Source organism: Pararobbsia alpina, assembly GCF_965118125.1.
GTDB classification, from domain to species: Bacteria; Pseudomonadota; Gammaproteobacteria; order Burkholderiales; family Burkholderiaceae; genus Pararobbsia; species Pararobbsia alpina_A.
Window position 1 is genome coordinate 2,042,215 of record NZ_OZ221288.1, and the last position, 26,161, is coordinate 2,068,375.

The window sequence follows — 26,161 nt, forward strand, 5'->3', positions numbered from 1 at the left end:
AGACATTCATGAAACGAATCCTTGCACTCAGTGTGCTGAGTGCGGCCCTTTCTGTTGCCACGGCCGCGAGCGCCGGCACGCTTCAATTGAACATCGCGTTCAAGGGCGCGGAGACTCGGGCAGTCTGGGAAGGCCTGATCAAGCAGTTCGAGCAGGCGAACCCCGGCGTGACGACGAAGGTGGCGTTCGTCGAAGAGGAGACCTACAAGGTGCAGCTCCCCGCGTGGCTGACGTCGGTCGCGCCCGACGTGATCAACTGGCACGAGGGTGAGCGCATGGCGTACTACGCGCAGCGCGGCTTGCTCGAGGATCTGTCGGCGGACTGGCAGAAGAACGACTGGAACACGCAGTTCGCTTCCTTGAAGACCGCTTCGTCGTACAACGGCAAGCAGTATGCGATGCCGACGCAGTACTTCGCATGGGGCTTGTACTACCGGAAGGACCTGTTCGAGAAGGCGGGCATTAAAAGCGAGCCCACCACCTGGCAAGAGTTTCTCGACGACTGCAAGAAGCTCAAGGCCGCCGGTATCGCGCCGATCGCCGTCGGTGGCCGCGATTCCTGGACGCTTGCCGCATGGTTCGACTATCTCGACCTGCGCATGAACGGCTATGACTTCCACATGAAGCTGATGAACGGCGAAGTCCCGTACACCGATACGCGCGTGAAGAACGTGTATCTCGCGTGGAAGACACTGATCGACAACAAGTACTTCATCGACAACCCGCTGTCGTACAGCCTCGACTCGGTGCAGCCGCTCTATATCCAGGGGCAGGCCGCGATGATGCTGATGGGCACCTTCCTGTCTCCGGGCCTGCCGCCGGCAACCAAGGCGCAAACGGGCTTCTTCAAGTTCCCTACGGTTGATCCGAAGGTTACGCCGGCCGAAGACGGCTCCGCCGAGTGCCTGAACATTCCGATGCGCGCGGCCAACAAGGCGGATGCCCGCAAGTTCCTCGCATTCATGGGCCAGCCGGATAACGACGCCACGCTGGCCAAGGGCGTGGGGACGCTGCCCGCCAACAACAAGGCAGCGATGCCCGATGACCCGATCGCGAAGATCGGCTTCCAGATTCTTTCCGAGACCAAGGGTGGTGTGGCTCAGTTCTACGACCGCGACATGACCAAGGAAATGGCGGACGAAGGGATGAAGGGCATGCAGCGCTTCATCAGCGATCCGTCGAAGCTCGACGACATCCTTGCCGACCTCGAGAAGACGCGCAAGCGCGTCTATAGCAAGTCCTGATCACGCGAGAGTCCAGATGGCCACAGCCGAAACGAGAAAGTCGGTGAGCGCAGGCTCGCCCACCGATCAGCCCCGCCACCTCAGCCGCTCGTCAGGGGCACGGCTGTCGGCACCGCTTGCGAGAAAACGCAGGCGAGCCGCTGTGCTGTTCCTGTTGCCTGCATGCACGATGTTCTGCATCTATGTGATCTACCCGATCCTGAGCAGCATCGTGCTGAGTCTGTACAACTGGGACGGCATGAGCGACAAGGTGTTTGTCGGGCTTGCGAACTATAACGAGCTCTTTCACACCGATACGTTCTACGTCGCGCTGAAGAACAACGTCTTATGGCTGGTGTTGTTTCTGCTTGCCCCTCCGATCGGCCTTGCGTTTGCGCTCTATCTGAACCAGAGCGTGATGGGCATGCGGCTGATCAAGTCGCTGTTCTTCTCACCGTTCGTGTTATCGGGCGTCGTGGTCGGGCTTGTGTTCAGCTGGTTTTACGACCCGGCCTTCGGGCTGCTGAAGCTCATCATCGGCCACGGCATTCCGGTACTCGGCGATGAGCACTACGCGACGTTCGGCGTGATCGCTGCCGCCCTCTGGCCGCAGATCCCGTTTTGCATGTTGCTCTACCTGACGAACCTCACGAGCATCAATCCGGAAATCATCGAGGCAGGACGGATGGAGGGCGCATCGGGCTGGGCATTGCTCTGGCACGTCGTGCTGCCCCAGCTGCGACCTGCCACGTTCCTCTCGGTCGTGTTGACGATCATCGGTGCGCTCCGAAGCTTTGACCTGATCGCGGTGATGACGGGTGGCGGTCCGTTCGACAGTTCGACCGTGCTCGCGTACTTCATGTACGACCAGGCGATCAAGTACTTCCGATTCGGCTATTCCGCTGCCATTGCAGTCGTGCTGTTCCTGATCATGCTGGTCTTCATCGTGTATCAGCTGCGCCGGCTTCTTCACAACGACCGATAACAGGGAAATCGTCCATGTATCCCACTCCTGTAAGCCGTTGGAGCCCGCTGGGGCGCAAGGTCTACAAAACCTCGCTGCCCATCGCCTTGCTGATCTGGTTGCTTCCTTTGATCGCGGTGTTCGTGACGTCGATGCGTTCGACGGATGACCTGAACAATGGCAACTATTGGGGCTGGCCGGAGAAATTTGCGCTCGTCGAGAACTACCGGACGGTGCTGTTCAGCTCGCCGATGCTTCACTACTTCCTGAACAGCTGCCTGATTACGGTGCCTTCAGTGATCGGTTCGATCGCACTGGCAGCCATGGCGGGGTTCGCGCTTGCTACGTATCCGTTCAAAGGCAACAACAGCGTGCTCGGCGTGTTCGTCGCCGGTAATTTCGTGCCGATCCAGGTGCTGATGATTCCGGTGCGGCAACTCACGTTGCACCTTGGACTGTTCAACACGCTTGAAGGGCTGATTCTTTTTCACGTGTCGTTTCAGACGGGCTTCTGCACGCTGTTTCTGCGGAACTTCATCAAGGAGCTGCCCTACGAGCTTGTCGAAGCGGCGCGCATCGAAGGCGCGAACGAATGGCAGCTGTTCTATCGAATCATCCTGCCGCTGATCGCGCCGGCTCTGGCTGCACTGGCCATTCTCGTCTTCACCTTCGTCTGGAACGACTACTTCTGGGCGCTGTGCCTGACGCAGGGTGACGACGCTGCGCCCATCACCGTGGGTGTCGCTGCGCTCAAAGGACAGTGGACCACGGCATGGAACCTTGTGTCCGCAGGCTCCTTGCTCGCTGCGTTGCCGTCCGTCGTCATTTTCTTCGCGATGCAGAAGCACTTCATCGCCGGGCTGACGTTTGGCGCCACAAAGGGCTGAGCGACCACACCCGGCACACATCGCGCTTTCGCGACGTTCTGTCCATTCAATGCGGGCACGTATCCCGCGCGGCGCTTTGCGTCCCAAACATTTCAAAGAGGAATCTCCATGAAGGTCGGTGTCGACTACTATCCCGAGCACTGGGACGTCTCGTTGTGGGAGCAGGATGCACGACGCATGCAGGAAGCGGGCATCACCGTGGTCCGGCTCGCCGAGTTCGCATGGTCGCGACTGGAGCCCACCGAAGGCCAGTTCGAATTCGAATGGCTCGACGACGCGATTGCCGTTCTCGCGCGGCACAATATCGATGTCGTGATCGGAACCCCGACTGCAACGCCGCCGGTATGGCTCACCCATCACTATCCGGATGTTCTTCCGGTCGACAACAAAGGCAATGCGATCTTTGCCGGGGTTCGCCTGCACCGGTGCTACAACAGCCCGTCGTTGCGCAAGTATGGCCAGCGCATCATCGAGCAGATCACGAAGCGATACGCGTCACACCCGGCGGTCGTCGGATGGCAGACGGACAACGAGCTGGCGGCGAACGATTGCCACTGCGTCAATTGCACACGGTCTTTCCGCGGCTGGCTGCAGAAGAAATACGGGTCGGTCGAGACGCTCAATCGCGAGTGGGGCACGGTTGTCTGGAGCGGGGAATACAGTGACTGGGATCAGGTCAACACGCCTCTGGGCGGTTCGCCGTACCTGAATCCTTCGTTCCTGCTCGACTTCAGGCGTTTCTCGTCCGATGCAGTTGCCGACTTTAACCGCTTCCAGGCGGCGCTGATCAGAGCGAACAGTCCCGGCAAGTTCGTGACGCACAATCTGTGGGGCTATCCCGTCGTCGCTGACTACTACGACATGTTCGACAGCATGGACTTCGCGTCGGTCGACTATTACCCGGCAACCGACTTTCTCGATGATTCGAAGTCGAGGATGTATCACGGCGCGTTGACGCTCGATCTCACACGCGGTGTGAAGCGCAAGAATTTCTGGGTCATGGAACAGCTCAGCGGAACGCCCGGATGCTGGTACCCGATGTCACGCACGCCGTTCCCCGGGATGATTCGTGCCTACGCGTGGCAAAGCGTGTCGCGTGGGGCCGACACGATTGTGCAGTTCCGTTGGCGTTCTGCGCGTGTCGGTGCCGAGCAGTTCTGGCACGGGCTGCTCGATCATCACGGGCAACCTGGTCGTCGCTTCGAAGAGTTCGTTCAGTTCAGTCAGGAGGCGCACAAGCTCGCGCCGCTGCTCGAAGGCACAACCCTTCGGCACGACGTGGCAATGTTGTTTTCGCACGAACAGCTCAATGCTCTGCAGATTCAGCCGCAAGCCGATGGGTTTGACTATCTGGGCAACTTCAAGCGCTTCCATGCTGCTTTGCTGAAGATGGGCGTTGGCGCGGACGTAATAAATTGGCGCGACGATTTCGGGGGCTACAAGCTTGTCGTCGCACCGATGCTGTACCTGATTGACGAAGCGATGGCCGCGAAGCTCAAACGGTATGTCGACAACGGCGGAACGCTTGTGTTGACCACGCGTTCGGGCGTCAAGAATATGAATAACGTGTGCCTGCCCGATCGTCTGCCGAATCTGCTGACCGAGCTTGCCGGCGTCTATGTCGACGAATACGATCCTGTGGGCAAGGATGTGCAGACTTTGAGCCTCGATTCAGGCGAGACGCTGTCGAGCAGTCAGTGGTGCGACATCCTGACGCCGGTGACGGCCGAAGCCGTCGCCACGTATTCGAGCGAGTACTTCGCGGGTGAAGCCGCGATTACGCGAAATGCGAACGCGGCAGGCGTCGTGTACTACATCGGCACTGTGCTCGATGAACGCGCGACCCGGGTCTTGATGCGTCGTATCGCCAGCGATGCGGGTATTGAATGCGAGCTAGACCTGCCCGACGGCGTGGAAATCGCGGTACGGAGCTCGGATGAACGACGGATCGTGTTTGTGCTGAACCTTTCGAAGGAGTCGAAGGAGGTGTCGCTACCTGTTGGGGAATACGTGAGTGCGCTCTCAGATCGACGCCTGCCGGCGGGCGCCATCCAGCTGGCACCGGGCGCCGTGGAAATTCTTGTCGAGATGAACGCGACCGCAGACTCAGTTGTATAGCGTTCCCGAGATTGAGACGCCACCCTGCGTGCAGCGACGATGAACCCGATGCTCGTTGCACGCAGGACCGCCAACGGGAGATAGCGGTGCGCGGCCGCCACTCGTCGCGCGAGGCTTATCCGATTTTGCTTTGCGTCTGGTTGTCTGTTTCAGATGGGAAAATTAAATCAAATACTCGATCCAAGACGCCTTCGTCCCCGGAAAGTAGATTTCCTTCGCCGCGCGCCGGTTCGCCTTTGAGTAGCCGCTCCTGATAACGGTCTCGCCTGTCTGCTCGCATGTAGCTCGCAGGCAAAGGGAGATCCTGTGTTCTGTCCTGTGGATCGATACCTTCGAATGTGAAAAGCCCACTCGTATCGTTGACAAAGCACGCCGGCGGACGATCGTAAGGTACTACCACAACTCGTTGTCGCGATGCGACTTCGCTGCTTAGTGTTCGATCACCTCTAAGACGAGCCCGAAGCCGACTGCACATATCGACGAAAACGTCGTGCTTCGTGACGCGCGCATCGGAGACACTCCTCTCGCGCCACTCATGGAGGATGCATTCCTCGACGAAACTCCTCGGCACGGTATACAGAAAGGGGAACCCTTCAGTGGCATAGAGCCGAAGTTGCATGTACTCATAGCCCCGACCAAGCGCGTGCAGATGATGAGGAAGGGCCGGATTGGCACCGCGGTCGTCGTGAGGCACGGCCTTGTCTATCAGATGTGGAAAGATAATCATTGGCAGATAAGAATGCACCAGCAAGTCGCCAGCTCGCTTGCAATCATCCCCGCGACGGCAAGCCATATGCGCGCGTCGTGATGCGCGTACAAGATCGCCGATGGCCTTGCCCACACATATTCCGTTTGGAAGACCTCCTCCGTGTACCTCAGTCCATTGCAGAACGATATCCCACGGTCGTCCATCGGGAACGCCGAGGTAGTACAGGGCCAGCGAGGCCGCCGTCAGAATTTCCACGTAGAGGACATTGGCATCTTTGCTTCGGCGAAGTGCATGAGGGACGAGCCGACCACTGTCGGTTGCCATGAAGGCTGGGCCGTTCTTCGCACCGACGAGCGCATCTGCATATTCACCGATCTCGTGAACGAGTCGCTGGGCGTCTCGCCCCAGCCTATTGCGAACGCATGAGGCGATAGACATCGTCGGATCATTCTCCGAAGTCTTTTCGCCCAAGGCAAATTCGGGGTGTCGCTTGCTTAGAGCCAGTGCGACGTTCGCCAGCCTCGTCGCTTCATCACAAAAGCCGTCACCGGTTAGCATCATTGGACCTCAACCGTGATGTGCTTTGCGGGGCCCCTGTAATTGCCTTTAAGTTCGATCCTGTTACGTCGGGGTTCGCCTCGTGCGCGATTCTCACCGAATTGGGTAAGCATTAATACTTGGACAAAGTCGCAAAGCAATTCGACGCAACGCTGCCTTCGCGCATCGCGCTTCGGCTCTGGAAATAACTCCAACCAATCCTTCATGTGGATTGCTTCGAGGAGACCATTGCACAATGACTCATTGACGTCCACGTCGAGTAGGAGATTTGCGTGCGCGCGACACAGGCGGCTGCAAAGGTATTCGTGCGCAGAAGGGCCCCGCGCGGCGAGATCGGTTACCTCCCGTTGTGCCCATTCTGCAAGAGGCACGCTGCGTGGTCCGACATTCAGGCTCAGGTTGCGCACTGCAAGTTCGTTGCTAGGCTGATCGACGATCTGATGCACTTCGCCGTCAACGACATGTACCCAGAGGCCGGTTTCGGCCATCACAATCCGATGGTCAATCTCAAGAAGGGCTGTTGTAGTTTCAGGTGAAAAAGATGCGACGGCCTCGGACGAGTCGCTCAAGGGCGCGGATTCCGTGTCCGGCAAATCACGACGCACATGCCACAGAACGAGGCAAAACCACATCAGTCCGACGAGATCCCTAAACTCTCTGACGCGGGATTCCTTTTCGTTTAATCGCATGCGTGCCCGAAAAGAAAACGGGACCACGATCACCATGGAATTCCGCCTTCCTGTGATGAGAGCGCTATAGAGCGAAGGGCCATGATTCTCTTCCCCCTTACCTTCGCAGTATTCTTTCCACGACGCGTCCCACCAGTTTCCGTCGATGTCAAACTCACGATAGATTGCATAAATGCAACGGTCACGTTTTCGCTGTGGTGCCCCGTCTCTAGGCACATCATTTCGTCGGTCGTCGGGAGGAAGTTGTGCGTAGACCTTGTACATCGCCTGGAGTGCGTGGGTTTTGCCAAGCGCACTAGCGATACTCTCGACGTCTTCCGTCAATCGGCGAGAAACAGCATCGAGCGCTTCCCGCTGCCTTTCCGCTGCCGCTTTTTGTCCCTCTAGAGTTGAGAAGTGTTCACCTGCGACATAAATCGCGGCCAGGGCCATCGCGAATACAGCCGCGTCTTTTTGGCCGTCGGCCACCATCATCAAAAAGAAGGCGATTGCGGGTCCAAACCAAAAGACAATCAATCCGCGCTTGGTAATAAATGCACGACGAAGTTTTTGGACATATGGGCGTTCGCCCGGAAAGTCCTTGACCGGTTCGATGTCAGTAGTGTCGGGTTCGAGCTTCAGGCGCAGTGCGCGCGCGCGTTCTTCTCGCTTTTGCGCGGCTACATCGAGTTTCAGCAGCGTGTCACCACGAACGATATGCACGTAGAACGCGATCAATGTCAGTAGAACAACCACAGCAGCCAGCACGATGCTTCGGAAAGGCGAGCCTTCGTCTTCCAGAGCTGGAGAGTTGACGATTGTCCAAAAGTCAGTAGCGCATGCGAGTGGTATGGGCCCACACTCGGAAGGGTGTCGTATCTGCGCACTCACCAGCTTCCAGCACTCAAAAGAAGCTAGGACAAGAAATGCAAGGCAGACGAGCGTCGTGCAAATAACTTTCAAGCCGTTGCGAGTGGTTTCAGGGTTGTCTCCGAGGGACGCGTGATCGGTGTAGACGAGCCATCGTATCCAATTGCGCCATCGGTTCGAAGGCTTTACCTTCGCGACGCGCGTACTGGATGACTCAGTCGTCGACGACTGACCTGCAGACGTTCTCATAGACCCTCCTCGGGGGATTGGGGGGAAGAGATCAGCGCTGTCCTATCGCGGGCTTTCGAACGGGGACGCTCGGCCCCTACAACTTCGTTACATACTAAAAGCAAAGGCAGTGAAGCTGTGTGTGCTGTCAGACATAGCGCACTTCATTTCCCGTTGAACATATTACAAATCACAGAAAAAACGAGACGTCGAGCCGGCAGAGCTTCGAGCGGTACAAAAAACATCCTCATATTAGCTAAGAGTTGAAAATATCGGAATCCGAAAATCTAGGAATTAGAAACGCATTCTCGTGATTGCCTGAACGAGTTCGATAAAATCCTCAATCATCAGAGGCCCACCTCAGGGGTCCACCATTCGTCTAAATTACGCTGTTGCATCCTTGATTTTTTAGGTTTGAGTGTTTCTATGCTGCGTGAGCCATTTGTGTCCTCATGATTTGCGCGCGCTACTAATGTGGTACGCACCGCTTTTCTTATTTAAATGCAGGTCTCTGTCAAGTGTGCTTCGAACAGACATTTCAAATTCACCATAGCTAACTAGCGAAAGTAGGTCGATTCGATTTGATGATGCATGTCTGTCGGGCAGCTTTTTCATGAGCGTAAGTGGCGCGAGAGGAGAATGAACGTGACAAAGGCTCAATCCAGCGGCTCAAGGGTTGCAACTGACGACCGGCGGAGCGGCGCGCATCGTGACTCGCTTCAGCAAGTTATGAAATCGACGCTCGAATTTAGTAAGCGATATACGCTTTTGCTTGGAATAATCGCGGGCTTGCCAACATCGGCGTCGGTTATTTCCGATCGCTACCACGTGCCAATGCCTTATGCAACGGCAATCATGGTGGTTCCCTTCGGACTTTTGCTGGCCTGGTGGATCGTCGTCAGAAGCGAACAAAGGCGTAAGGAAAGGGCGATCGCAATCGGTAAAGGCGAAATAAAGAGCCCGGATTACTTCAGGCTCAGTCCGTACGATGAGAATTCGGAGTTTCGACGTGTTGACAATGTTCACGAAAAAATTTACGAATGGCTCGTGAATAGTCGTGTGCCTCTGTTGTACCTAATGGGGGCATCTGGATCGGGGAAGAGCTCCATTGTGTCTGGGTGGGTGATGCCCAAACTCGTTAGGGAGGATGTTCGGATTAAAGTGGTTGCCGCGCGAGTCGTAGGCAATCCTACGCAAGTTATTCGTCAAGCGTTGTTACGTTGCGGCGAAATCTGGGAGCGTCCATCGATCGATGAGAAGGCTGGGCTCCGCGAACTACTCGAGAAGGCAGCAAAACGGGTCGCACCGAAAAGATTGCTTTTGATACTCGACCAATTCGAAGAGTTTCTTATTCTCGCGAGCCAGGAACAACGCGATGAATTTACCAGAGTTCTGGTCTCATTAAGTACTTCGCCCATAAATGGTTTGCAGTTATTAATGATTTTGCGTGAGGACTATCGCGGCCAGTTGGAGACGTTAAGATTACCGGTGGCCGCCCGAGACACGATGACGGTACCGAAGTTCTTCGAGAGAGATGCGATGAACTTCCTCAAGGCTTCGGGGTTACCAGTAAGTGATGCACTGGAAAGCGAAATCCTTGAGGAAGCGCGCGAAGTCGAACAGGCAAAGGGACTCATACGACCAATTACGATTAATTTGTTTGGCCTAGTGTTGCGGCGATTCCACTCGCTTCCAAAAGACTATCGGAAGGGCGCGCTACTGCGCAGCTACTTACACGACGTCATTCGGCGACAGGAGATTCGAGATATCGCGGTCCCGATTCTGCGAAGTATGATCATTGGCAATAGTAAGCGGCCGGCGGTGCGCTATGCCGATATTGCGGAAGAGGTACATATTGAGGCGCCTCAAGTCCGCGGTTGTCTTGTCGCGCTCGCCAATGAGGGAATCGTCAGAGAGCTCGACCGGGAGAGTGGGGTTTGGGAGATCTCGCATGATTTCATTGCATTTCTTTTTCGACCAATTGTTGACGCTTGGAAAATATCATTCACGCGTCGCCATCGATCTTGGCTTGTGTGCGGAGCAGCGTGCTTGTGGCTCTTTATGACTGTGTGGTTGTGGACGAATTTCAACGAAGAGCAGCAGCGATCTGAACTCATCGCGCTTGGCTTCAGCAACGGGCCATGCCCGGAAGAACTGGCTAAGGAAAGGTGCGAAGCTTGGGCCGCTAGCGGAGAGGTGGGGGATGGTGAGCTTAAAAAGGCAGTCTTACACTTCAAGCGGCTTAAGCTAATAACAAGCATAAGTCTATCGGAAACAAAAATAACAGATATTTCGCCGTTGAAGGAATTGCCGGACTTAAAGGCGCTGGATATTTCCGCCACACAAATTTCAGACGTTAGCCCTCTTGCGTCGCTTCGTCACTTGCAGTCCCTGAATCTATGGGGGAACATCGAAATACGAAATTTCGACGCACTGACATCTCTCGTTGATTTGCGTGATCTTGATCTTCGATGGAATAAATTTTCGGATGTCACAAAGCTAAGTAATCTTCAAAAGCTGGAGTCTCTAAAGCTTGCCGGAGTAGGCTCGTTACGAACACTTGTTGGTTTGAATAGCATCGGATCGTTGAAAAATCTGAGGACACTCGATTTGAATGCGGTTGTTTTGACGGACATTGGTTTTCTTCACGACTTGACGGCGCTTGAAAATCTTTACTTGGCAAATGATGCTGTTAAAGATATTCGACCGTTGGCGTTGTTGAATAACTTGAAAACGCTTGTTATGGATGGGACGCGAGTGCAAGATATCGGTGCTTTGCGTGGATTGCATCAACTGCGAACACTAGTTCTCGCGGATACTAATGTCGACGATATTGAACCCTTGTCTGGACTCACGCAATTGCAAAAGCTGGACCTTGGCAGAATGCATGTGACGGAGCTAAGTAGCTTGAGGAACTTGTTTAACCTCAGAGAATTAAATATTTTTGGCGTTGACGGCGAAAATTTCGATGTTTTGGAAATTTTGCACATCGAAAAGCTTGGTATTGATCCGAATCATATCGGTCAAAGCAAAAGCTTGATGAATATGCCGTATTTGACGGAAATTCATGTTCCCAGGCTTGCTCAGGGGGCAGCATTTTTGCATCCCGCTGCGGTAAAGATAGTTATTGATTATCAGGACGGACTTTAAGTTGATCAGGAGTGACGGGGTACAAGTTGGGCTCTTCAGTGTGGCCTCGTGTTCGACGATAGGCGCTAGGCGCTGCGAACTACCAACTAAATCACCCCCAACTGCTCCTTCAACTGTCCTGCCTTCGCACGACTCACCGGCACCGCGGTGCGTTCCGCATCCGCCATCACGAGTGTCATGTTCTCGTCCGCGCGCACCAGCTCGACCGCGTGCGCAAGACTGACGATATGACTCCGATGGACCCGTACAAAAAAATTACTATCGAGCCGCAGCTCGAGATCCGCGAGCGACAAATTGGAGAGAAACCGGTCGTCTTTCGTGACGATGGTCGTGTAATGGCCATCGCCCTGGAAGCGAACGATATCTTTGAGATCGATCAATATCACCCGGTTCTTCCGATACACCGGAATCTTGAGCAGCTTCCGCGGAGGCGCGGCGGTACCGGACGGTGCCTCGACGGAGGGCGCCGTCGTCAAATCGGTCACGTCGTAAAAGATCATGCAGGTGCCGACGGTCTCACGCGTATCCGACATGCGCGACACCTTGATCATCAGAATCCGGTCGGGGATATTGATCATCATCGCGAGCGGCGGCGGTGACTTCACCGGACACCCTTCGACGTCGCGCGACTGCAATAAAAATCGCAACTTGTCGCGGCTTTTTGCAGGGTGGAGTTCGACGACGTCGATGCCCAGCAATTTGTCCTGGGCGACGCCAAGTGATTGCTCACCCGCAGGCCCGAGTATTTGCAGCGCGACATCGTTGAACGCCATGACGCGTCCCTGCGCGTCGAGCCAGACGACCCCGGGATTGAATTGCTCGAGCCGATGCTGAAAAGTCTCGGCGCGGCGAGAATCGTTCGTCGGTACGGCATGTTCGATCGGTTTCATCCTCACGTCTCCCCGTAACTGATTCGCACTTTGTGCGCGCGCCGTCTCCACTGCCGCGACAGGCACTTCGTTTTAATTCGTTTCCTCTCCTCGTGCAAGTTTTCCCGCAGCCGACGCTGCAGGAATGCCGTTCGGGAAATCACATTGAATTGCTGCATTGCATTGTGAAATCCTGAGTTTCAGGCGTATTTCAACGAGGAGACCAGGGTGATTCCCCAACCGTTCGAATACCACGCGCCTCCGACGCTGCCGGAGGCGCTTGCGTTGCTTGGCGAATACGGCGACACGGCGAAGCTGCTCGCGGGTGGCCACAGCCTGTTGCCCATGATGAAGCTGCGCTTTGCGCAGCCTGAGCATCTGATCGATCTCAATGGCATCGCCGAGCTTCGCGGCATTCGTGAAGACAACGGCATGCTGTGGATCGGCGCGATGACCACGGAAAACCAGCTGATCTGGTCGGACCGCCTGCAGCAGCGCTGCCCGCTGCTCGTCGAGGGCGCACGCCAGATCGCCGATCCGCAGGTCCGGTATCGCGGCACGCTCGGCGGCGACCTGTCGCACGGCGATCCCGGCAACGACCATCCGGCGCTGATGATCGCGCTTGACGCGTCGTTCGTCCTGCGTGGCGCCGGCGGCGAGCGTGAAGTGGCGGCGGCTGACTTCTTTGTCGGCACTTACATGACGCTGCTCGAGCCGGGCGAAATCATGACGGGCATCCGCATTCCGGTTCCCGCCGCAGGCACGGGCTATTGCTACGCGAAGCTCAAGCGCAAGACGGGCGACTTCGCGACGGCCGCTGCGGCCGTCGTATTGCGCATGAGCGGCGGCACAGTCGAATACGTGCGCATCGCCCTGACGAATGTCGGCGACACCGTGGTTCACGCGGTCGATGCGGAGCAGGCACTGCTTGGCAAGCCGCTTGACGCCCGTGCGGTCGATACTGCGACGCGGCTCGCCATGGCGGCGTGCAACCCTGCCCCCGACCTACGCGGCGACGCCGACTACAAGCGCGCAATGGCGGGTGAAATGACCCGCAGGGCACTGAATACGGCGCACGACCGGACGGTGAAGTAGACAAGGCTGGCCACGCGCCAGGCCAACCATTCGAGGCCGCACCCGATGCGCCGCTCGACACGGCTTCTGACAATGCCGGGCGTGGGCACCCACGAGCAGCATCGGCGAAAGTAGTCGGCGCGACCAGGACAACGAAAGCACGCAGCCCCATCCATAGAACGGAGACAGCGAGATGAGCAGCAAGACCATGGTGTCATTCAAGCTCAACGACTCTGAGGTGGACGTCGTCGTCGAGCCGAGAGAACTGCTGATTCACACGCTACGCGAGAAATGCCAGCACACCGGCCCCCATATCGGCTGTGAGACGTCGCATTGCGGCGCGTGCACGGTCGACTTCAACGGCATGTCGGTCAAGTCGTGCACCGTGTTGACGGTGCAAGCCCAGGGCGCTGAAGTCAAAACAGTGGAAGGCCTTGCGCAAGGCGGAACGCTGCACGCGCTGCAAGAAGCCTTTATGCAGGAACACGGTCTTCAATGCGGCTTCTGTACGCCGGGCATGCTGATGCGCGCCTATCGCCTGCTCCAGGAAAACCCGGATCCGACCGAAGCAGAGATCCGTTACTGGATGGCGGGCAATCTCTGCCGCTGCACCGGCTATCAGAACATCATCAAGGCCGTTCAGTACGCCGCCCGCAAGCTGCGCGGCGAAGCGGTAGAAACCTCGCATCCGCTGATCGAAGCGGATGTCGCGCATTGACGCCGGAGGCCACCATCATGGGTAACCTCGACGCCAATATCGAACGCCTGGCGGCCCTCGAAGGCATGGGCTGCTCGCGCAAACGCCGCGAAGATCCACGATTCATTCAGGGCAAAGGCTCTTACGTCGACGACATCAAGATGCCGGGCATGCTGTTCGGCATCATGGTGCGCAGTCCGTTTGCGCACGCGCGCATCAAGCGCATCGACAAGTCGCGTGCGCTCGCGCACCCGGGTGTGCACGCGGTGCTGACCGCGGACGATCTCAAGCCGCTCAAGCTTCACTGGATGCCGACGCTGGCGGGTGACGTGCAAGCCGTGCTCGCCGACGAGAAGGTGTGCTTCCAGAATCAGGAAGTCGCCTTTGTCGTTGCCGATGATCGCTATGTCGCAGCGGACGCGGCCGAGCTTGTCGAAGTGGAATACGAAGAACTCCCGGCCCTGATCGATCCACATCAGGCGTTGCTTCCCGACGCGCCGGTGATTCGCGAGGACATCCGCGACAAAGATACGGGGGCGCACGGCCCGCGTCGCCACCCGAACCACATCTTCACGTGGACGATGGGCGATCGTGACAAGACGGACCGCATGTTCGACAACGCGGAAGTGACGGTGAAGCAAGACATGCTGTATCCGCGCGTGCATCCGTGCCCGCTCGAAACCTGCGGCTGTGTCGCTTCGTTCGACAAGGTGCGTGGCGATCTCACGGTCTACATCACCTCGCAGGCGCCTCACGTCGTGCGGACGGTAGTCGGCCTGCTTTCGTCGATCCCGGAATCGAAGATTCGCATCATCTCGCCCGATATCGGTGGGGGCTTTGGCAATAAGGTCGGCGTGTATCCGGGTTACGTCACGTCGATTGTGGCGTCGATCGTGCTCGGCCGGCCGGTCAAATGGATTGAATCGCGCAATGAGAATCTGTCGAGCACGGCATTCGCTCGCGACTATCACATGACCGGTGAGCTCGCGGCCGACAAGGATGGGCATATCAAGGCGCTGCGCGTGAACGTGGTTGCCGACCACGGCGCCTTCGATGCCTGTGCGGACCCGACGAAATGGCCTGCGGGCATGTTTCACGTGTGTACCGGCTCATATGCGATTCCGAACGCGTTTGTTTCGGTCGACGGTGTCTACACGAACAAGTTTCCCGGGGGTGTCGCCTATCGATGCTCGTTCCGGGTGACCGAGGCGGTGTATCTGATTGAACGCATGGTCGATGTGCTCGCGCAGAAACTTGGCATCGACAAGGCCGAGATCCGGCTGCGCAATTTCATCCGCAAGGACCAGTTTCCGTACGCGACTCCGCTGGGCCTCGAATACGACTCCGGTGACTACGAACCTGCCATGCGCAAGGTGCTCGCCGCTGTCGACTACGAGGCGATGCGCGAGGAGCAGGCGCTGCGCCGCGCCGATCCGGACGCCGAGTGGCTGATGGGTATCGGCGTGGTGAACTTCACGGAGATCGTCGGCGCGGGTCCGTCGAAGATGTGCGACATCCTCGGTGTCGGCATGTTCGACTCGTGTGAGATCCGCGTGCATCCCGATGGATCGGCGATCGCGCGCATGGGCACGATCACGCAAGGGCAGGGGCACCAGACCACGTACGCGCAGATCATTGCATCGGAAGCGGGGATTCCCGCTTCACAGATCGCCGTCGAAGAGGGCGATACGTCCACTGCGCCGTACGGCCTCGGGACCTACGGCTCGCGTTCGACACCTGTTGCGGGTGCGGCCATCGCACGTGCATCACGCAAGATCCGCGAAAAGGCTCGCAAGATCGCAGCGCATCTGCTTGAGGCCAGTCCCGACGATGTCGAATTCGACATCGACCGCTTCGTTCTCAAGGGCTCGCCGGAACAATTCAAGACCGTCAAGGAAGTCGCGTGGGCCGCGTATCACAACGTGCCCGAAGGGCTCGAAATGGGGCTCGAGGCCGTGGACTACTACGACCCGCCGAACTTCACGTTTCCGTTCGGCGCTTACGTCTGTGTGCTCGATGTGAACCGCTACACCGGCGAAATCCACGTGCGGCGTTTCTACGCGCTGGACGACTGCGGCACACGCATCAATCCAATGATCATCGAAGGGCAGATTCATGGCGGGCTGACCGAAGGCTTTGCCGTCGCGCTGGGTCAGGAGTTGCCCTATGACGAGTCGGGCAACCTGCTCGGTGCGACGTTGCTCGACTACTTCGTGCCGACTGCTGTCGAGACACCGCACTGGGAAACGGACTTCACGGTGACGCCTTCACCGCACCATCCGATTGGCGCCAAGGGGGTGGCCGAGTCTCCGCATGTGGGCTCGATTCCGTGTTTCACGTCTGCAGTCGTCGATGCCTTCGCGCACCTCGGCGTGACGCATATGAACATGCCGCACAACGCGTATCGCGTCTGGCAGCAATGCCGGGAACTGGGGCTCACACGCGCGGTGTAGCGCGAAGCGTCGCGGACCGACACCATCACCGCTGTCCGAACGCGACACGATTTGACGCGGCTGACTGACGTCGCCTTGCTGACTTCGTTTGATGGATGTCGCAAGGTCGAAGTCACGTGACGCGCGAACGAGGGGACACGAATGAAAGTCGTACTGGATAAGGCCTATCCGCTTGCGGCGTCGGCCGACAATGCGTGGCGGCTGATGCAGGATATTGAAGCGGTCGCGGGCTGCATGCCGGGCGCGAAGATCACTGAGCGCATCGACGACACACACTACAAAGGCACGATCACCGTGCGTCTCGGGCCGGCGACGATGTCGTTCAAGGGCGACATCGAAGTCATTGCGCTTGATGCCGCGACGCGTACGCTGCATCTGCTTGGCAAAGGCACGGACTCGACGGGCGGCTCTGCTGCGTCGATGGATCTCACTGCCAGCGTACAGGCCGGTGAAGGCTCAGCGTGTACGTTGAAAGGCAAGAGTGAAGTCGAGATGAACGGCAAAGCCGCCGCGATCGGCGGACGCCTGATGGTTCCGGCGTCGGAGCAATTGCTCAAGCAATTCGTCGCGAACTTTTCGGTGCGTCTGGATGCGATGGCGGCAGCCGACGCCGAGGCGTCGAGTCAGGGGTTGGCGGCGGCGCCGGATAGCGCGGCGGCCGAGTCGTTGGCGGGGTCCCCGATGGCAGCGTCACCCGACTTGGCAATGGGGCCGTCGAGCGAGGCCGCAGGTGATGCATCACAGGTGAGTCCGACAGGAGCCTCTGCAGCGACCGCCTCTCAAGCAAGCGCTTCCCAAACATACGCCGCTGCGACCCAAGGTTCCTCCGGCGCGAGCGCATCGACTCCGGTGGCACGCACAACGACTGTTCCGCCGGCACCCGCGGCCGAGCTGAACGGCTTTGCCTTTCTTTGGGCGATCTTCCGCGACTGGCTGCGTGACCGCTTTTCGCGTAAGGCGCAGGGGCACTGAGGCTTGCCATGACGTCGCCCGATCGCATGCCCGACGTCGTCGCGTTGCAGGCGCGGCTCGCAGGCCACGGCTTTATCGCCGAACGCAGCTTTACGGCGGCGCTGCTTCTCACGATGGAAATGCGGCGCCCGTTGCTGCTGGAAGGCGAAGCCGGCGTCGGCAAGACCGAGGTCGCGAAGGCACTCGCACGTCTGCTCGATGTGCCGCTCATCCGCCTGCAATGTTATGAAGGCCTCGATGCGCATGCCGCGCTATACGACTGGAATTACGCACACCAGTTGCTGACGATCAAGCTCTTCGAGCAAGACTCACGTTCGACGCGAGACAAGGAACAAGACATCTTCGCGGAGCGCTTCCTGCTCAAGCGACCGTTGCTTGAAGCGATCACGACGAGCCCCGCGCCCGTGTTGCTGATCGATGAAATCGACCGGACCGACGAAGCGTTCGAGGCCTATCTGCTCGAATTGCTGTCGGATTTCCAGATCTCGATTCCTGAGCTTGGTGTGATTCGCGCTGTCGAGCGACCGTACGTGATCCTCACGTCGAACGGCACGCGCGAGATATCGGACGCGCTGCGGCGTCGCTGCCTGTATCAATACGTCGACTACCCGAGCTACGAGCGCGAGCTGATGATCGTGCAGACCCTGGCGCCGGAGGCGCCCGAGGTGCTCGCGCGCCAGGTCGTCGAATTCGTGCACGCCGTGCGCGAGATGCCGCTGCGCCGCAAGCCCGGTCTTGCCGAGACGCTCGACTGGGTGGCCGCACTCTTGCGCCTGGGCGTGCGGGCGCTTGATGACGACAGCATCGATGCTGTTATGGCATCGCTGACCGCGCTGATGAAGACGCGCGAAGACCAGGCGGGACTCACGCGGCCGGTCGTCGAGAAAATGGTGGCGTCATGTTGACGGGCGTCGATCAGACCGAAGGCATGCGCTCGCGTAGCGATCTCGCCGCTTCGCTCGTGGCGCGCTATGCAGGCTTTGGCGGCTGGCTTCGTGCGAACGCCTTTTGCGTGACGAGCGCCGATGTGGCGGCGTCGATGGAGGTGGCACAGCGCATGGGACAGCTCAATCGCGACGTGCTGAGGTGGAGTCTGCGTGCGCTGCTGTGTTCGCGTGCGCAGGAATGGCGCCGTTTCGATGAACTCTTCGAGGCCTATTTCCTTGCCCCGAATGCGCGCCAATACGTTGAGAGTCGCACCAGCGGTGCGGGGCCGCTCGAACTCAACGAGGCATCCGACGCCGATACGCTGCCACAGGACGCGAGCGACGCTACCCCGGTGTCACTCGCCGGGCAGGGGGCGGGCGTACCGCAGGAGGGTGCCGCGGCCGATGAAGGGGCGACGCGAAGCGAATCGCTTGCCCATGCGGACTTTCGGCATTTGAACGACCGCGACGCGCTCTTCGAGATGGATGTTGCACTTCGACGTTTCGCACAGCGTCTGCGCGGCATTGAACTTCGCAGAGAGCAGCGCACCGCGCATGGGCGCGCCATCGATCTTCGTTCGACGATCCGTCGCAGCGTTTCGCGCGGCGGTTTACCGATCGACCTTGCGTGGCGACGCAAACGCCGGCAACGGCCCCGTATCGTGCTGCTGCTCGATGTGAGCCGCTCGATGAGTCTTTACAGCTTCTTCTTTCTGCGGCTCGCACGCGTGCTCGCTGGCCGATTGCCGGACGTGCACAGCTTTATGTTCCATACCCGGCTCGTCTCGGCCGATGAAGCGCTACGTGACCCCGATCCGCGGCGCGCGCAGGAGCGGTTGCGCCTGATTTCCGAGGGCTGGGCGGGCGGCACACGGATCGGCGAGAGCCTGGCCGAGTTCAACGCGAACCATGCAAGGCGTCTGCTGCATTCGCGTACGGCCGTTGTCATTGTCAGCGATGGCTATGACGCTGGCGATTCGTCGCAACTCGATGAGGCGCTCGCCGCAATGCGGCCGCGTTGCCGGTCGCTGGTGTGGCTCAACCCGCTTGCCGATCGCCCGGGTTTCGAGCCGGTCAGCGCCGGAATGCGCACTGCGTTGCCGTATCTCGATCTGTTTGCCGGGGCGCGCGACCTCGCGAGTCTCGAACGCATCTTCCCCTTCATTCTTGAGGCGCTGCAATGAACGCTCAGACGATCGAAGTGTCCGGTGCAGAGGATCTGTTGCAACTCGAGCAGCAATTGATTGCCGAGGGCGCGCTTTTCGCCGCGGTCACCGTGATTCGGGCCGCACCGCCGACGTCGACACGGGTCGGTGCGCAGGCCATCGTCGAAGAGAACGGCAGGATGCATGGCTGGATCGGCGGAGGGTGCGCGCAGTCGATCGTGATCGAGGCGTCGCGTCAGTGCATACGCTCCGGTCAGCCGAGGCGTGTGCGCATCAGCAACGAGGCGTCGGCGCCTGACGCGGACGTTGAGGCGCACGCCATGCCGTGTGCGAGCAACGGTGCGCTCGAAGTCTTTATTCAGCCGACTGTGCCTGCGCCACTGCTGGTGGTTTTCGGTGCGACGCCGACTGCTCATGAGGCCTGTGTGCTCGCGCGGCGTGTCGGCTTGCGCGCGTGTATCGCCAGCGACGCAAGCCGCATGGGCGGACCCCGTTTCGATGCCGGCGCGCTGGACCAGGCGGGCGCATCGTTCGCGCTGATCGCAACGCAGGGTGACGGCGACGAAGACGCGCTCGAAGCAGCGCTGCGCAGCAAGGCCGTTGCGGTGCTGTTGATCGCGAGCCATCGCAAGGCCGAGCGGCTCCGCGAGACGGTACGTCTGCGTGGCGTGGATGCGGCACGTTTCGAGGCGCTGTATGCGCCAGCGGGGCCGTCGATTCGTGCGCATACGCCTCAGGAGATCGCGCTGGGTGCAGTTGCCGGCGTCGTTGCGCTACGGCATGAATGGGAAGAGTTTGTCGGCCGTGCGCAAACGGCGAGGCCGCAGCCGCATGTCGCGGTCGAGCCGGTGTCTCCGCTTGCGCCGTGCGAAGCGATGGACGCGTCACCCGCTGAGAGCGCATATCAGATCAATCCAGTGTGCGGGATGCGGGTCGATATCGCGACGGCTCGACATGTCGTCGAACACGGCGGACAGACCGTGTATTTCTGCTGCGACGGATGCAAGGTCGAGTTCGAGCGCGCCCCGGAACGCTATGTGGCCGTCATGGCGAACCAGACGACAGGTGAGGTTCATCGCCACATGGAAAAGCAATGAGCGCGATAACATTTTCGGCGGTGATTCTGGCGGCCGGTCTGTCTTCTCGAATGAATGGGCGGCACAAGCTGTTGTTGCCTGTCGAAGGGGAGCCAGCGGTCCAGCGCGTCGCACGTGCCGTGCTTGCGGCGAAACCGCAGGAAGTGATTGTTGTGACGGGGTTCAACGGGCGCGCCGTCTTCGAAGCGCTGGAAGGCCTCGACGTACGCTTCCAGAGCAATCCGCGCTATCGGGAAGGACAGATGACGTCGGTCGCGGCAGGCGTCGCGGCGCTCAATGCGCCATGCGATGCGGTGATGGTGTGTCTTGCCGATCAGGTGTTGCTCGACGCGGCAGATTACCGGGCGCTGATCGACGCCTATGCATCGATGACGCAGGGCTCGATTCTGGTGCCGTTCTTTGAAGGTGCGCGGGGCAACCCCGTCGTGTTTGCCGCGAGCTATGCGCCGGAAGTGGTCAACGGGCACGTGAATCCGGGATGCCGCAAGCTTATCGCCGAACACGCCGGCGAAGTCTCGATCTACGAAGCAAGGCATGACGGGTTCATTGTGGATATGGACACCCCTGAAGACTACGAGCGCATCTGTGCGCGCCTCGAGCACGAAGCCGAACTCCGACGCTGAACTCCGATGAAGGGCCATGATGCTGAACCCCGCCGCAGGGGTCTGACGCGGAACCCCCACGCGGCTCCGACGGCCTTGCCTGCTCATTTCGGATCGCACGATTCGTTACGCTGCAATTCATCCACTCACTAACGATCACTCGCAAATCTGCGGCCGCACGACAATAATCAACGAGACCGAACGAGCACGGGTGCGGAGGCGATTCATGGCTGACGAGCAAGCGTCACAGAATTGGTGGAGCACGTTACCGGGGATGCTGACCGCATCGGCGACCGCGATCACGGCGATCGGCGGTCTGGTCACGGTGCTTGTCCAGGCGGGTCTTCTTCACGGGGCGTCTCCTGCGGCGGCACCGACGGTGGTATCCGCGCCCGCGGAGACTTCCAAGCCGGCGGATGCAGCGATGACCAACGCTGCGACGACGACCGGCACCTCGTCTGCTAACGGCGGAACGGGTTCGACGGCGACCAACTCGAGCGCGAATGCCAATTCTGCTCAGTCAAAGCCGACGGCCGATGTTGCGGCTTCGGCCTCGGCCGCGGCAGCACCGGTGCCATCTGCGCCCGCTCTTGCAAAGGGCAACGTCGGATCCGACATGGCGGGTTTTGCGGGCAGCTGGCAAAACATCAACCCCAACGCGGATTGGATTCTCAAGATCAATATCCGGAATACCGATTCGACGCTTTACGTTCGTGCATGGGCCAAATGCCGTCCGACCGACTGTGACTGGGGCGAGGTCCAGGCCGAAGCCATGGGAAGCAATGTCGGCTCTGCGCCCGGCACCGGCGCACGCGTTGTCACAGCGGAATTCAAAAACAATATCCGCCAGACCGTGCTCACGATGTATCCCGCGCCGAACCATCATCTCCGCGTCGAAGCGCAGACGCATTTCGTCGACCAAAGCGGTCGCGCGCCGTTCGCGCGTGTAATTATGTTTGAGCTCGCGGGAAACTAGCGTGCGTACACATCGCCCCAGTCACAGTGCGTCCGATGTTTCACTGACGCAATGAGGGCTTTGTGTGCGTCAAGTAGCAAGCCCAGGAGGCGTCGGGCAAGCCTGCTTGAAGTTGAACCTACGCCGACGCGGCGGATGCCGTTTTCCTCAGCACGGGCAAGCTAAAGCCAAAACTCGCCCCCGGCCCTGTGTTGTTCTCGGCCGTCATCGATCCGCCGTGTGCCTCGATGATCGAGCGGCAGATTGACAGTCCCATCCCCATGCCCTGATCGCGTGTCGTAAAGAACGCCTTGAACAGACGATCCGTTTCCGAAGGATCGATGCCCTTGCCCGAGTCGCGCACCGTTACGTTGATCTGGCCGTTGCCGTCGCTGCGTGAGACAAAGTGCAGTTCCTTTGTGTGCCCCACCGTCGCGACCATGGCCTGGATGCCGTTGAGGATCAGGTTGATCAACACTTGCTGAAGTTGGATCTTGTCGGCAAACGTTGGCTCGAGCCCTGTCGCAAGATCGTATTGCACGACAACACCCTGATTCCTGATCTCTCGATGCACGAGCGAAGCGGACTCGCGAATCGTCTCGTTGACATCCAGTTCGATTTTCTGCGGTTCGGCGCGGCGGGTGAGCTGCCGGATGCGCTGAACGATTTCTCCCGCGCGCTTGCCGTCGGCCAGGATCCGGGCAAGACACGCCCGCGCCTCGTCGATCGAAGGCGTGTCGCGCATCAGCCAGCGCAAGCACGCGTCTGCGTCGGTCACGATGCCCGACAGCGGCTGGCCCACTTCGTGAGCAATCGACGCACTCAACTCGCCCATGGTTGTGAGCCGGCTGACATGAGCGAGCTCGGCATGAGCTTCGTGAAGCGCTTGCTGTGTGCGTTCGGAAGCCGTCACATCCATGAGCGCACCGACATATTCGACTTCGGGCGCAAGCTCGCTGATGGTGCGCGCCACAAGGTGCACGTACTTGATCGAGCGGTCCGTCATCATCAACCGGTAACGCAGGTCGACGTTGTCGCGCAGCTGCCCGTCGCCGATCACGACGTCGCGAAAGCGTCGTGTGTCGTCGGGGTGCACGCGCGCCAGCATCAACTCGATCGATGGCTGTACGCTGAGATCGTAGTCGAGAATGTCGAAGGTCTGCTCGGACCAGAACAAGGTCTTCTTGTTCGGATTCCATCCGAAGCTGCCTGTACCGCTTAGCTTCTGGGCTTCAGCGAGATAGGCGGCTTGCGTTCGCCGCAATGTGTCTTCGGCGAGCTTGCGCTTCGTGATGTCGTTGTTCGTTTCAAGCGTGGCGAGTTTTTGGCCGCGCGCATCGCGCAGCAAGGACCAGCGACTTGCGACGGCGACCTCTTCGCCGTCTTGCTTGATGTGAAGTAACTCGCCTTCCCAGAAGCCGTCTTTATCGAGCGTCTGTGTGATGTCTTCGGGAGGAACGGGAAAGCGTGTCTTGAGCAAGCGATGCGAGACCTTGCCGACGGCGGCGTCGCGGTTCCAGCCGTAGAGCGCCTCCGCGCCACGGTTCCAGAACGTGATCACATCGTCGATGCCACGCACGAACATCGAGTCGTGGGTCAGGTCGATCAGCTTCGCCTGCTCGCGATGCGCATCGCCGAGACGCCGCGTATGACGGATCAGTGAAGTGATGATCAGCGACGTGGTCAGAAAGGCCAGCAGTGCCCAGCAATCCTTCAGATCAGCGATTTCAAAACTGTAAAGAGGCGGGACGAAAAAATAATTGAGCGCCGCTGCAGCGAACAGCGAAAAGATGCCGGACGCGAGGTAGCTGTCCATCAACGACAGCAAGACCAGCGCTATCAGGAACACAAAGCCTGCGGAGGCGTGGCTCAGCCCGAGCTTCCACGTGACCCATGTGATGAACGACAGCGAAACGAATCCGAATACCCAGGACAGGACGAGGTAGTGGGCCCTTGAGAGCGCACCATACCGCACGATATGGCGCCACGCGTTCTCTTCGATCTGGACCATCAGCTTGCTCCGTGAGGAAGACGGCACTGAGGCGCGCCGCATTCCGACGTCCTCGTTCGTGTGTTTTTCTATTGGCGTACGGTGTGTCTGATGCACATCGCATGAGCATGCGGCAACGGTCCGGCAGTCGCATGCGGCGATGTGCCGAAATGGTAATACAAGGAATTGGATGTTGCGGCTCGGCATACCAGCACGATGCGAATGTCACACCATGTGGGAGCATTGGTGTGTCGCAAGGCGGGCTGCGCGGTTGCACCGATGCCGTGCGGTGCACGGCAGCGCGCGGATTTGTCAGGCCCAGGGGCGACAACGTGTCGTTATGGACAGCCGTACATTTCAGGCGGCCTTGTGCAGTCGAATGGGGCGAGCCTCCCCGAAACGCCTGTTCTCGAGACCAAGTAGGAAGAGACGGCGGCGCGGCACGAGAAGCGCCACGGTCGCCGCCGCAGAGGATTCGATGATCCACGCTGCGGCAGAAGGTTCGACGGTCCGCGCCGCCGGAGTGACTCAGAACGTGGTCGTCTCGTTCGGAACTTCAGGGACTTGCTGACCGATCTTGTCCGCGACAAAGGCGCGCATGGCCGCCGTCAACAGCGTGGGACCATCGGCGCTGGCGTCGCGATGGGTGCCGACGTAGGCCGTCCATTGGCCGAGGCCGTCGTTGGCGCTGCCGTCGTTCGTCACATTGATGAGTTCGCGCTCGATGATCGGGCCGGCGATCATCCAGTCCGTCGACGCCGAATAGGCTTCGTCGACGGCGCCGGTTTCCGACGGGTGGTCCGGGCAATCGACCCAGGTTACCCAGCAGAGGTCGTCTTCGATCTTCGCGAATTCGAACCCTTCCGCTTTCGCGACCCAGTAGTCGAGGGCCGCGCCATCCAGTTCTGCCACTTGCATTCGATCTCTCCGATACCGCGCGTTGGCACTGCCGGCGCGTCGCGCAGGCGCGTGCCGAAAATTCTCTCATAGGGCGAGAATTCCGGCCAAGCTAAGTGTAAGGGATCGAACGGGCGGGAGTGTGACAAGTGCCGCTGCAATCGGCGGCGTCTGAAGAAATGACCGGGGGAAAGGAAAGCGTGGGGCGCAGAAAGGCGGGTGCGCCGACGCAGGGCGTGCGACGGCGCGAACCGTACCCCGTGCCTGTTGCTTAACGGATCGCGTGGGCCGCGCCGTCGAGTTCCTGGTTCAGCGTTCGTTGCTCTTCACCTGACAAGCCACCGCCGTGCTGGGAAGCCATGTCGCGGGCTTCTTGCCAGATCACGTCGACACGGTGGTGCAGGTCGTTACCAACCGGCGGCGGATAGAAACCTTGATTCACATGGTTGTCGATGCGGTGCGAAAGCTCGCCGACGCGACCTTGAACCTGCTCAAAGCGATGAATCGCAGCCTCGTGCGGATCGGGCATGGGAGGCGGCGGGGGCGGCGGCGCTTCGCGTACGACTTCGACGCGCTGCGCGGGCGGTTGGACGACACAGGCCGCCATGGAGAACGCGAGGGCGGCACCACCGGCGATGCGCGCGAACACGATTCTTTGCATTGAGCTTTTCCCCTTTTATTGGAATGAGTGCGAAAGAGAACGCGCACGATCGCAGGTTCGCCGACGCCCGCAAAACCGAAAAATGTAACGCTGTGTGATTGAAAGTAGTGCGTCGGAAGATTGAATGGAAGCAGGTATATGTAACTACCGTTGGCGCATTTAATGCGGGTTCATCCTGTACGGCCATTCACTCCTTTTTCAACGGGTCGGCTTGCGCACTCGTCCACGCTGACGAACGAGATTCGTCAAAGTCGGGCAGGTTTCACTTCTGTTCCTAAGAGCAAAAATCTCCGAAAGAATCGAAAGGAAAAAGAAGCTTCTGTAAGGTGATGGCAATCCGCAAACGATCATTTACGGAATTCGCCAAATCAAGCACAAAAAAATTCGATTTGGCCCTTCAGTACCCCCACTCGCGGTCGTAGTCCTG

20 protein-coding genes are annotated in these 26,161 nt (G+C 59.1%); 14 read left to right on the forward strand and 6 right to left on the reverse strand.

The window, feature by feature from the left end; genetic code table 11:
• Window positions 1-8 precede the first annotated feature (8 nt).
• From ACMFWR_RS27145 to ACMFWR_RS27160, 4 genes are all read left to right on the forward strand, one after another.
• Window positions 9-1,244, forward strand: a complete 1,236-nt coding sequence (locus ACMFWR_RS27145; protein ID WP_413195471.1) for an ABC transporter substrate-binding protein — start codon at window positions 9-11, stop codon at window positions 1,242-1,244.
• Between the two features lie 16 nt (window positions 1,245-1,260).
• Window positions 1,261-2,208 carry a carbohydrate ABC transporter permease gene (locus ACMFWR_RS27150; protein WP_413195472.1) on the forward strand — a complete coding sequence of 316 codons (948 nt, stop codon included), beginning with the start codon at window positions 1,261-1,263 and terminating at the stop codon, window positions 2,206-2,208.
• Window positions 2,209-2,222: 14 nt separating this feature from the next.
• A complete protein-coding gene (locus ACMFWR_RS27155; RefSeq protein WP_413195473.1) occupies window positions 2,223-3,074 on the forward strand; it encodes a carbohydrate ABC transporter permease in 852 nt (283 codons plus the stop codon).
• 108 nt (window positions 3,075-3,182) lie between these two features.
• A complete protein-coding gene (locus ACMFWR_RS27160) occupies window positions 3,183-5,192 on the forward strand; it encodes a beta-galactosidase (protein ID WP_413195474.1) in 2,010 nt (669 codons plus the stop codon).
• A 115-nt stretch (window positions 5,193-5,307) separates the two neighbouring features.
• Here ACMFWR_RS27160 and ACMFWR_RS27165 read toward each other — a convergent pair whose 3' ends face one another.
• Together ACMFWR_RS27165 and ACMFWR_RS27170 are read right to left on the reverse strand one after the other, a co-directional pair.
• Complete coding sequence (locus tag ACMFWR_RS27165; RefSeq protein WP_413195475.1) at window positions 5,308-6,462, reverse strand: hypothetical protein; 1,155 nt, start codon at window positions 6,460-6,462, stop codon at window positions 5,308-5,310.
• Window positions 6,459-7,895 carry a hypothetical protein gene (locus ACMFWR_RS27170; protein ID WP_413195476.1) on the reverse strand — a complete coding sequence of 479 codons (1,437 nt, stop codon included), beginning with the start codon at window positions 7,893-7,895 and terminating at the stop codon, window positions 6,459-6,461. The genes ACMFWR_RS27165 and ACMFWR_RS27170 overlap by 4 nt, the downstream gene beginning before the upstream one ends.
• 969 nt (window positions 7,896-8,864) lie before the next feature.
• Here ACMFWR_RS27170 and ACMFWR_RS27175 point away from each other — a divergent pair.
• A complete protein-coding gene (locus ACMFWR_RS27175; protein ID WP_413195477.1) occupies window positions 8,865-11,375 on the forward strand; it encodes a leucine-rich repeat domain-containing protein in 2,511 nt (836 codons plus the stop codon).
• 86 nt (window positions 11,376-11,461) lie between these two features.
• Here the strand turns inward: ACMFWR_RS27175 and ACMFWR_RS27180 are convergent, their stop codons facing one another.
• Complete coding sequence (locus ACMFWR_RS27180; RefSeq protein WP_413195478.1) at window positions 11,462-12,265, reverse strand: LytTR family transcriptional regulator DNA-binding domain-containing protein; 804 nt, start codon at window positions 12,263-12,265, stop codon at window positions 11,462-11,464.
• Between the two features lie 207 nt (window positions 12,266-12,472).
• Here ACMFWR_RS27180 and ACMFWR_RS27185 point away from each other — a divergent pair, with 207 nt between their 5' ends.
• The 9 genes from ACMFWR_RS27185 to ACMFWR_RS27225 all read left to right on the forward strand — a co-directional run bounded on the left by ACMFWR_RS27185 (window position 12,473) and on the right by ACMFWR_RS27225 (window position 22,207).
• Window positions 12,473-13,339 (forward strand): FAD binding domain-containing protein, encoded by an 867-nt coding sequence (locus ACMFWR_RS27185; RefSeq protein WP_413195479.1) that lies wholly within the window; start codon window positions 12,473-12,475, stop codon window positions 13,337-13,339.
• A gap of 172 nt (window positions 13,340-13,511) precedes the next feature.
• Window positions 13,512-14,036 carry a (2Fe-2S)-binding protein gene (locus ACMFWR_RS27190; protein WP_413195480.1) on the forward strand — a complete coding sequence of 175 codons (525 nt, stop codon included), beginning with the start codon at window positions 13,512-13,514 and terminating at the stop codon, window positions 14,034-14,036.
• Between the two features lie 17 nt (window positions 14,037-14,053).
• Complete coding sequence (locus ACMFWR_RS27195; RefSeq protein WP_413195481.1) at window positions 14,054-16,468, forward strand: aerobic carbon-monoxide dehydrogenase large subunit; 2,415 nt, start codon at window positions 14,054-14,056, stop codon at window positions 16,466-16,468.
• A 141-nt stretch (window positions 16,469-16,609) separates the two neighbouring features.
• Entirely contained in the window at window positions 16,610-17,440 is an 831-nt protein-coding gene (locus ACMFWR_RS27200) for an SRPBCC family protein (RefSeq protein WP_413195482.1), read from the forward strand.
• An 8-nt stretch (window positions 17,441-17,448) separates the two neighbouring features.
• The gene (locus ACMFWR_RS27205; protein ID WP_413195483.1) at window positions 17,449-18,345 is read left to right on the forward strand and encodes an AAA family ATPase; all 897 of its coding nucleotides are present in this window, start codon (window positions 17,449-17,451) and stop codon (window positions 18,343-18,345) included.
• Entirely contained in the window at window positions 18,339-19,550 is a 1,212-nt protein-coding gene (locus ACMFWR_RS27210) for a vWA domain-containing protein (protein ID WP_413195484.1), read from the forward strand. The genes ACMFWR_RS27205 and ACMFWR_RS27210 overlap by 7 nt, the downstream gene beginning before the upstream one ends.
• Window positions 19,547-20,629: an XdhC family protein gene (locus ACMFWR_RS27215; protein ID WP_413195485.1), complete on the forward strand. Its 1,083-nt coding sequence runs from the start codon at window positions 19,547-19,549 to the stop codon at window positions 20,627-20,629. The genes ACMFWR_RS27210 and ACMFWR_RS27215 overlap by 4 nt, the downstream gene beginning before the upstream one ends.
• Entirely contained in the window at window positions 20,626-21,252 is a 627-nt protein-coding gene (locus ACMFWR_RS27220) for a nucleotidyltransferase family protein (protein WP_413195486.1), read from the forward strand. The genes ACMFWR_RS27215 and ACMFWR_RS27220 overlap by 4 nt, the downstream gene beginning before the upstream one ends.
• Before the next feature lie 205 nt (window positions 21,253-21,457).
• Entirely contained in the window at window positions 21,458-22,207 is a 750-nt protein-coding gene (locus ACMFWR_RS27225) for a hypothetical protein (protein WP_413195487.1), read from the forward strand.
• A 118-nt stretch (window positions 22,208-22,325) separates the two neighbouring features.
• Here ACMFWR_RS27225 and ACMFWR_RS27230 read toward each other — a convergent pair whose 3' ends face one another.
• The 3 genes from ACMFWR_RS27230 to ACMFWR_RS27240 form a co-directional block, all read right to left on the reverse strand.
• Complete coding sequence (locus ACMFWR_RS27230; RefSeq protein WP_413195488.1) at window positions 22,326-24,197, reverse strand: ATP-binding protein; 1,872 nt, start codon at window positions 24,195-24,197, stop codon at window positions 22,326-22,328.
• Window positions 24,198-24,704: 507 nt separating this feature from the next.
• Window positions 24,705-25,094 carry a phage protein NinX family protein gene (locus ACMFWR_RS27235; RefSeq protein WP_413195489.1) on the reverse strand — a complete coding sequence of 130 codons (390 nt, stop codon included), beginning with the start codon at window positions 25,092-25,094 and terminating at the stop codon, window positions 24,705-24,707.
• Between the two features lie 250 nt (window positions 25,095-25,344).
• Entirely contained in the window at window positions 25,345-25,734 is a 390-nt protein-coding gene (locus tag ACMFWR_RS27240) for a hypothetical protein (RefSeq protein WP_413195490.1), read from the reverse strand.
• Between the last annotated feature and the right edge of the window lie 427 nt (window positions 25,735-26,161).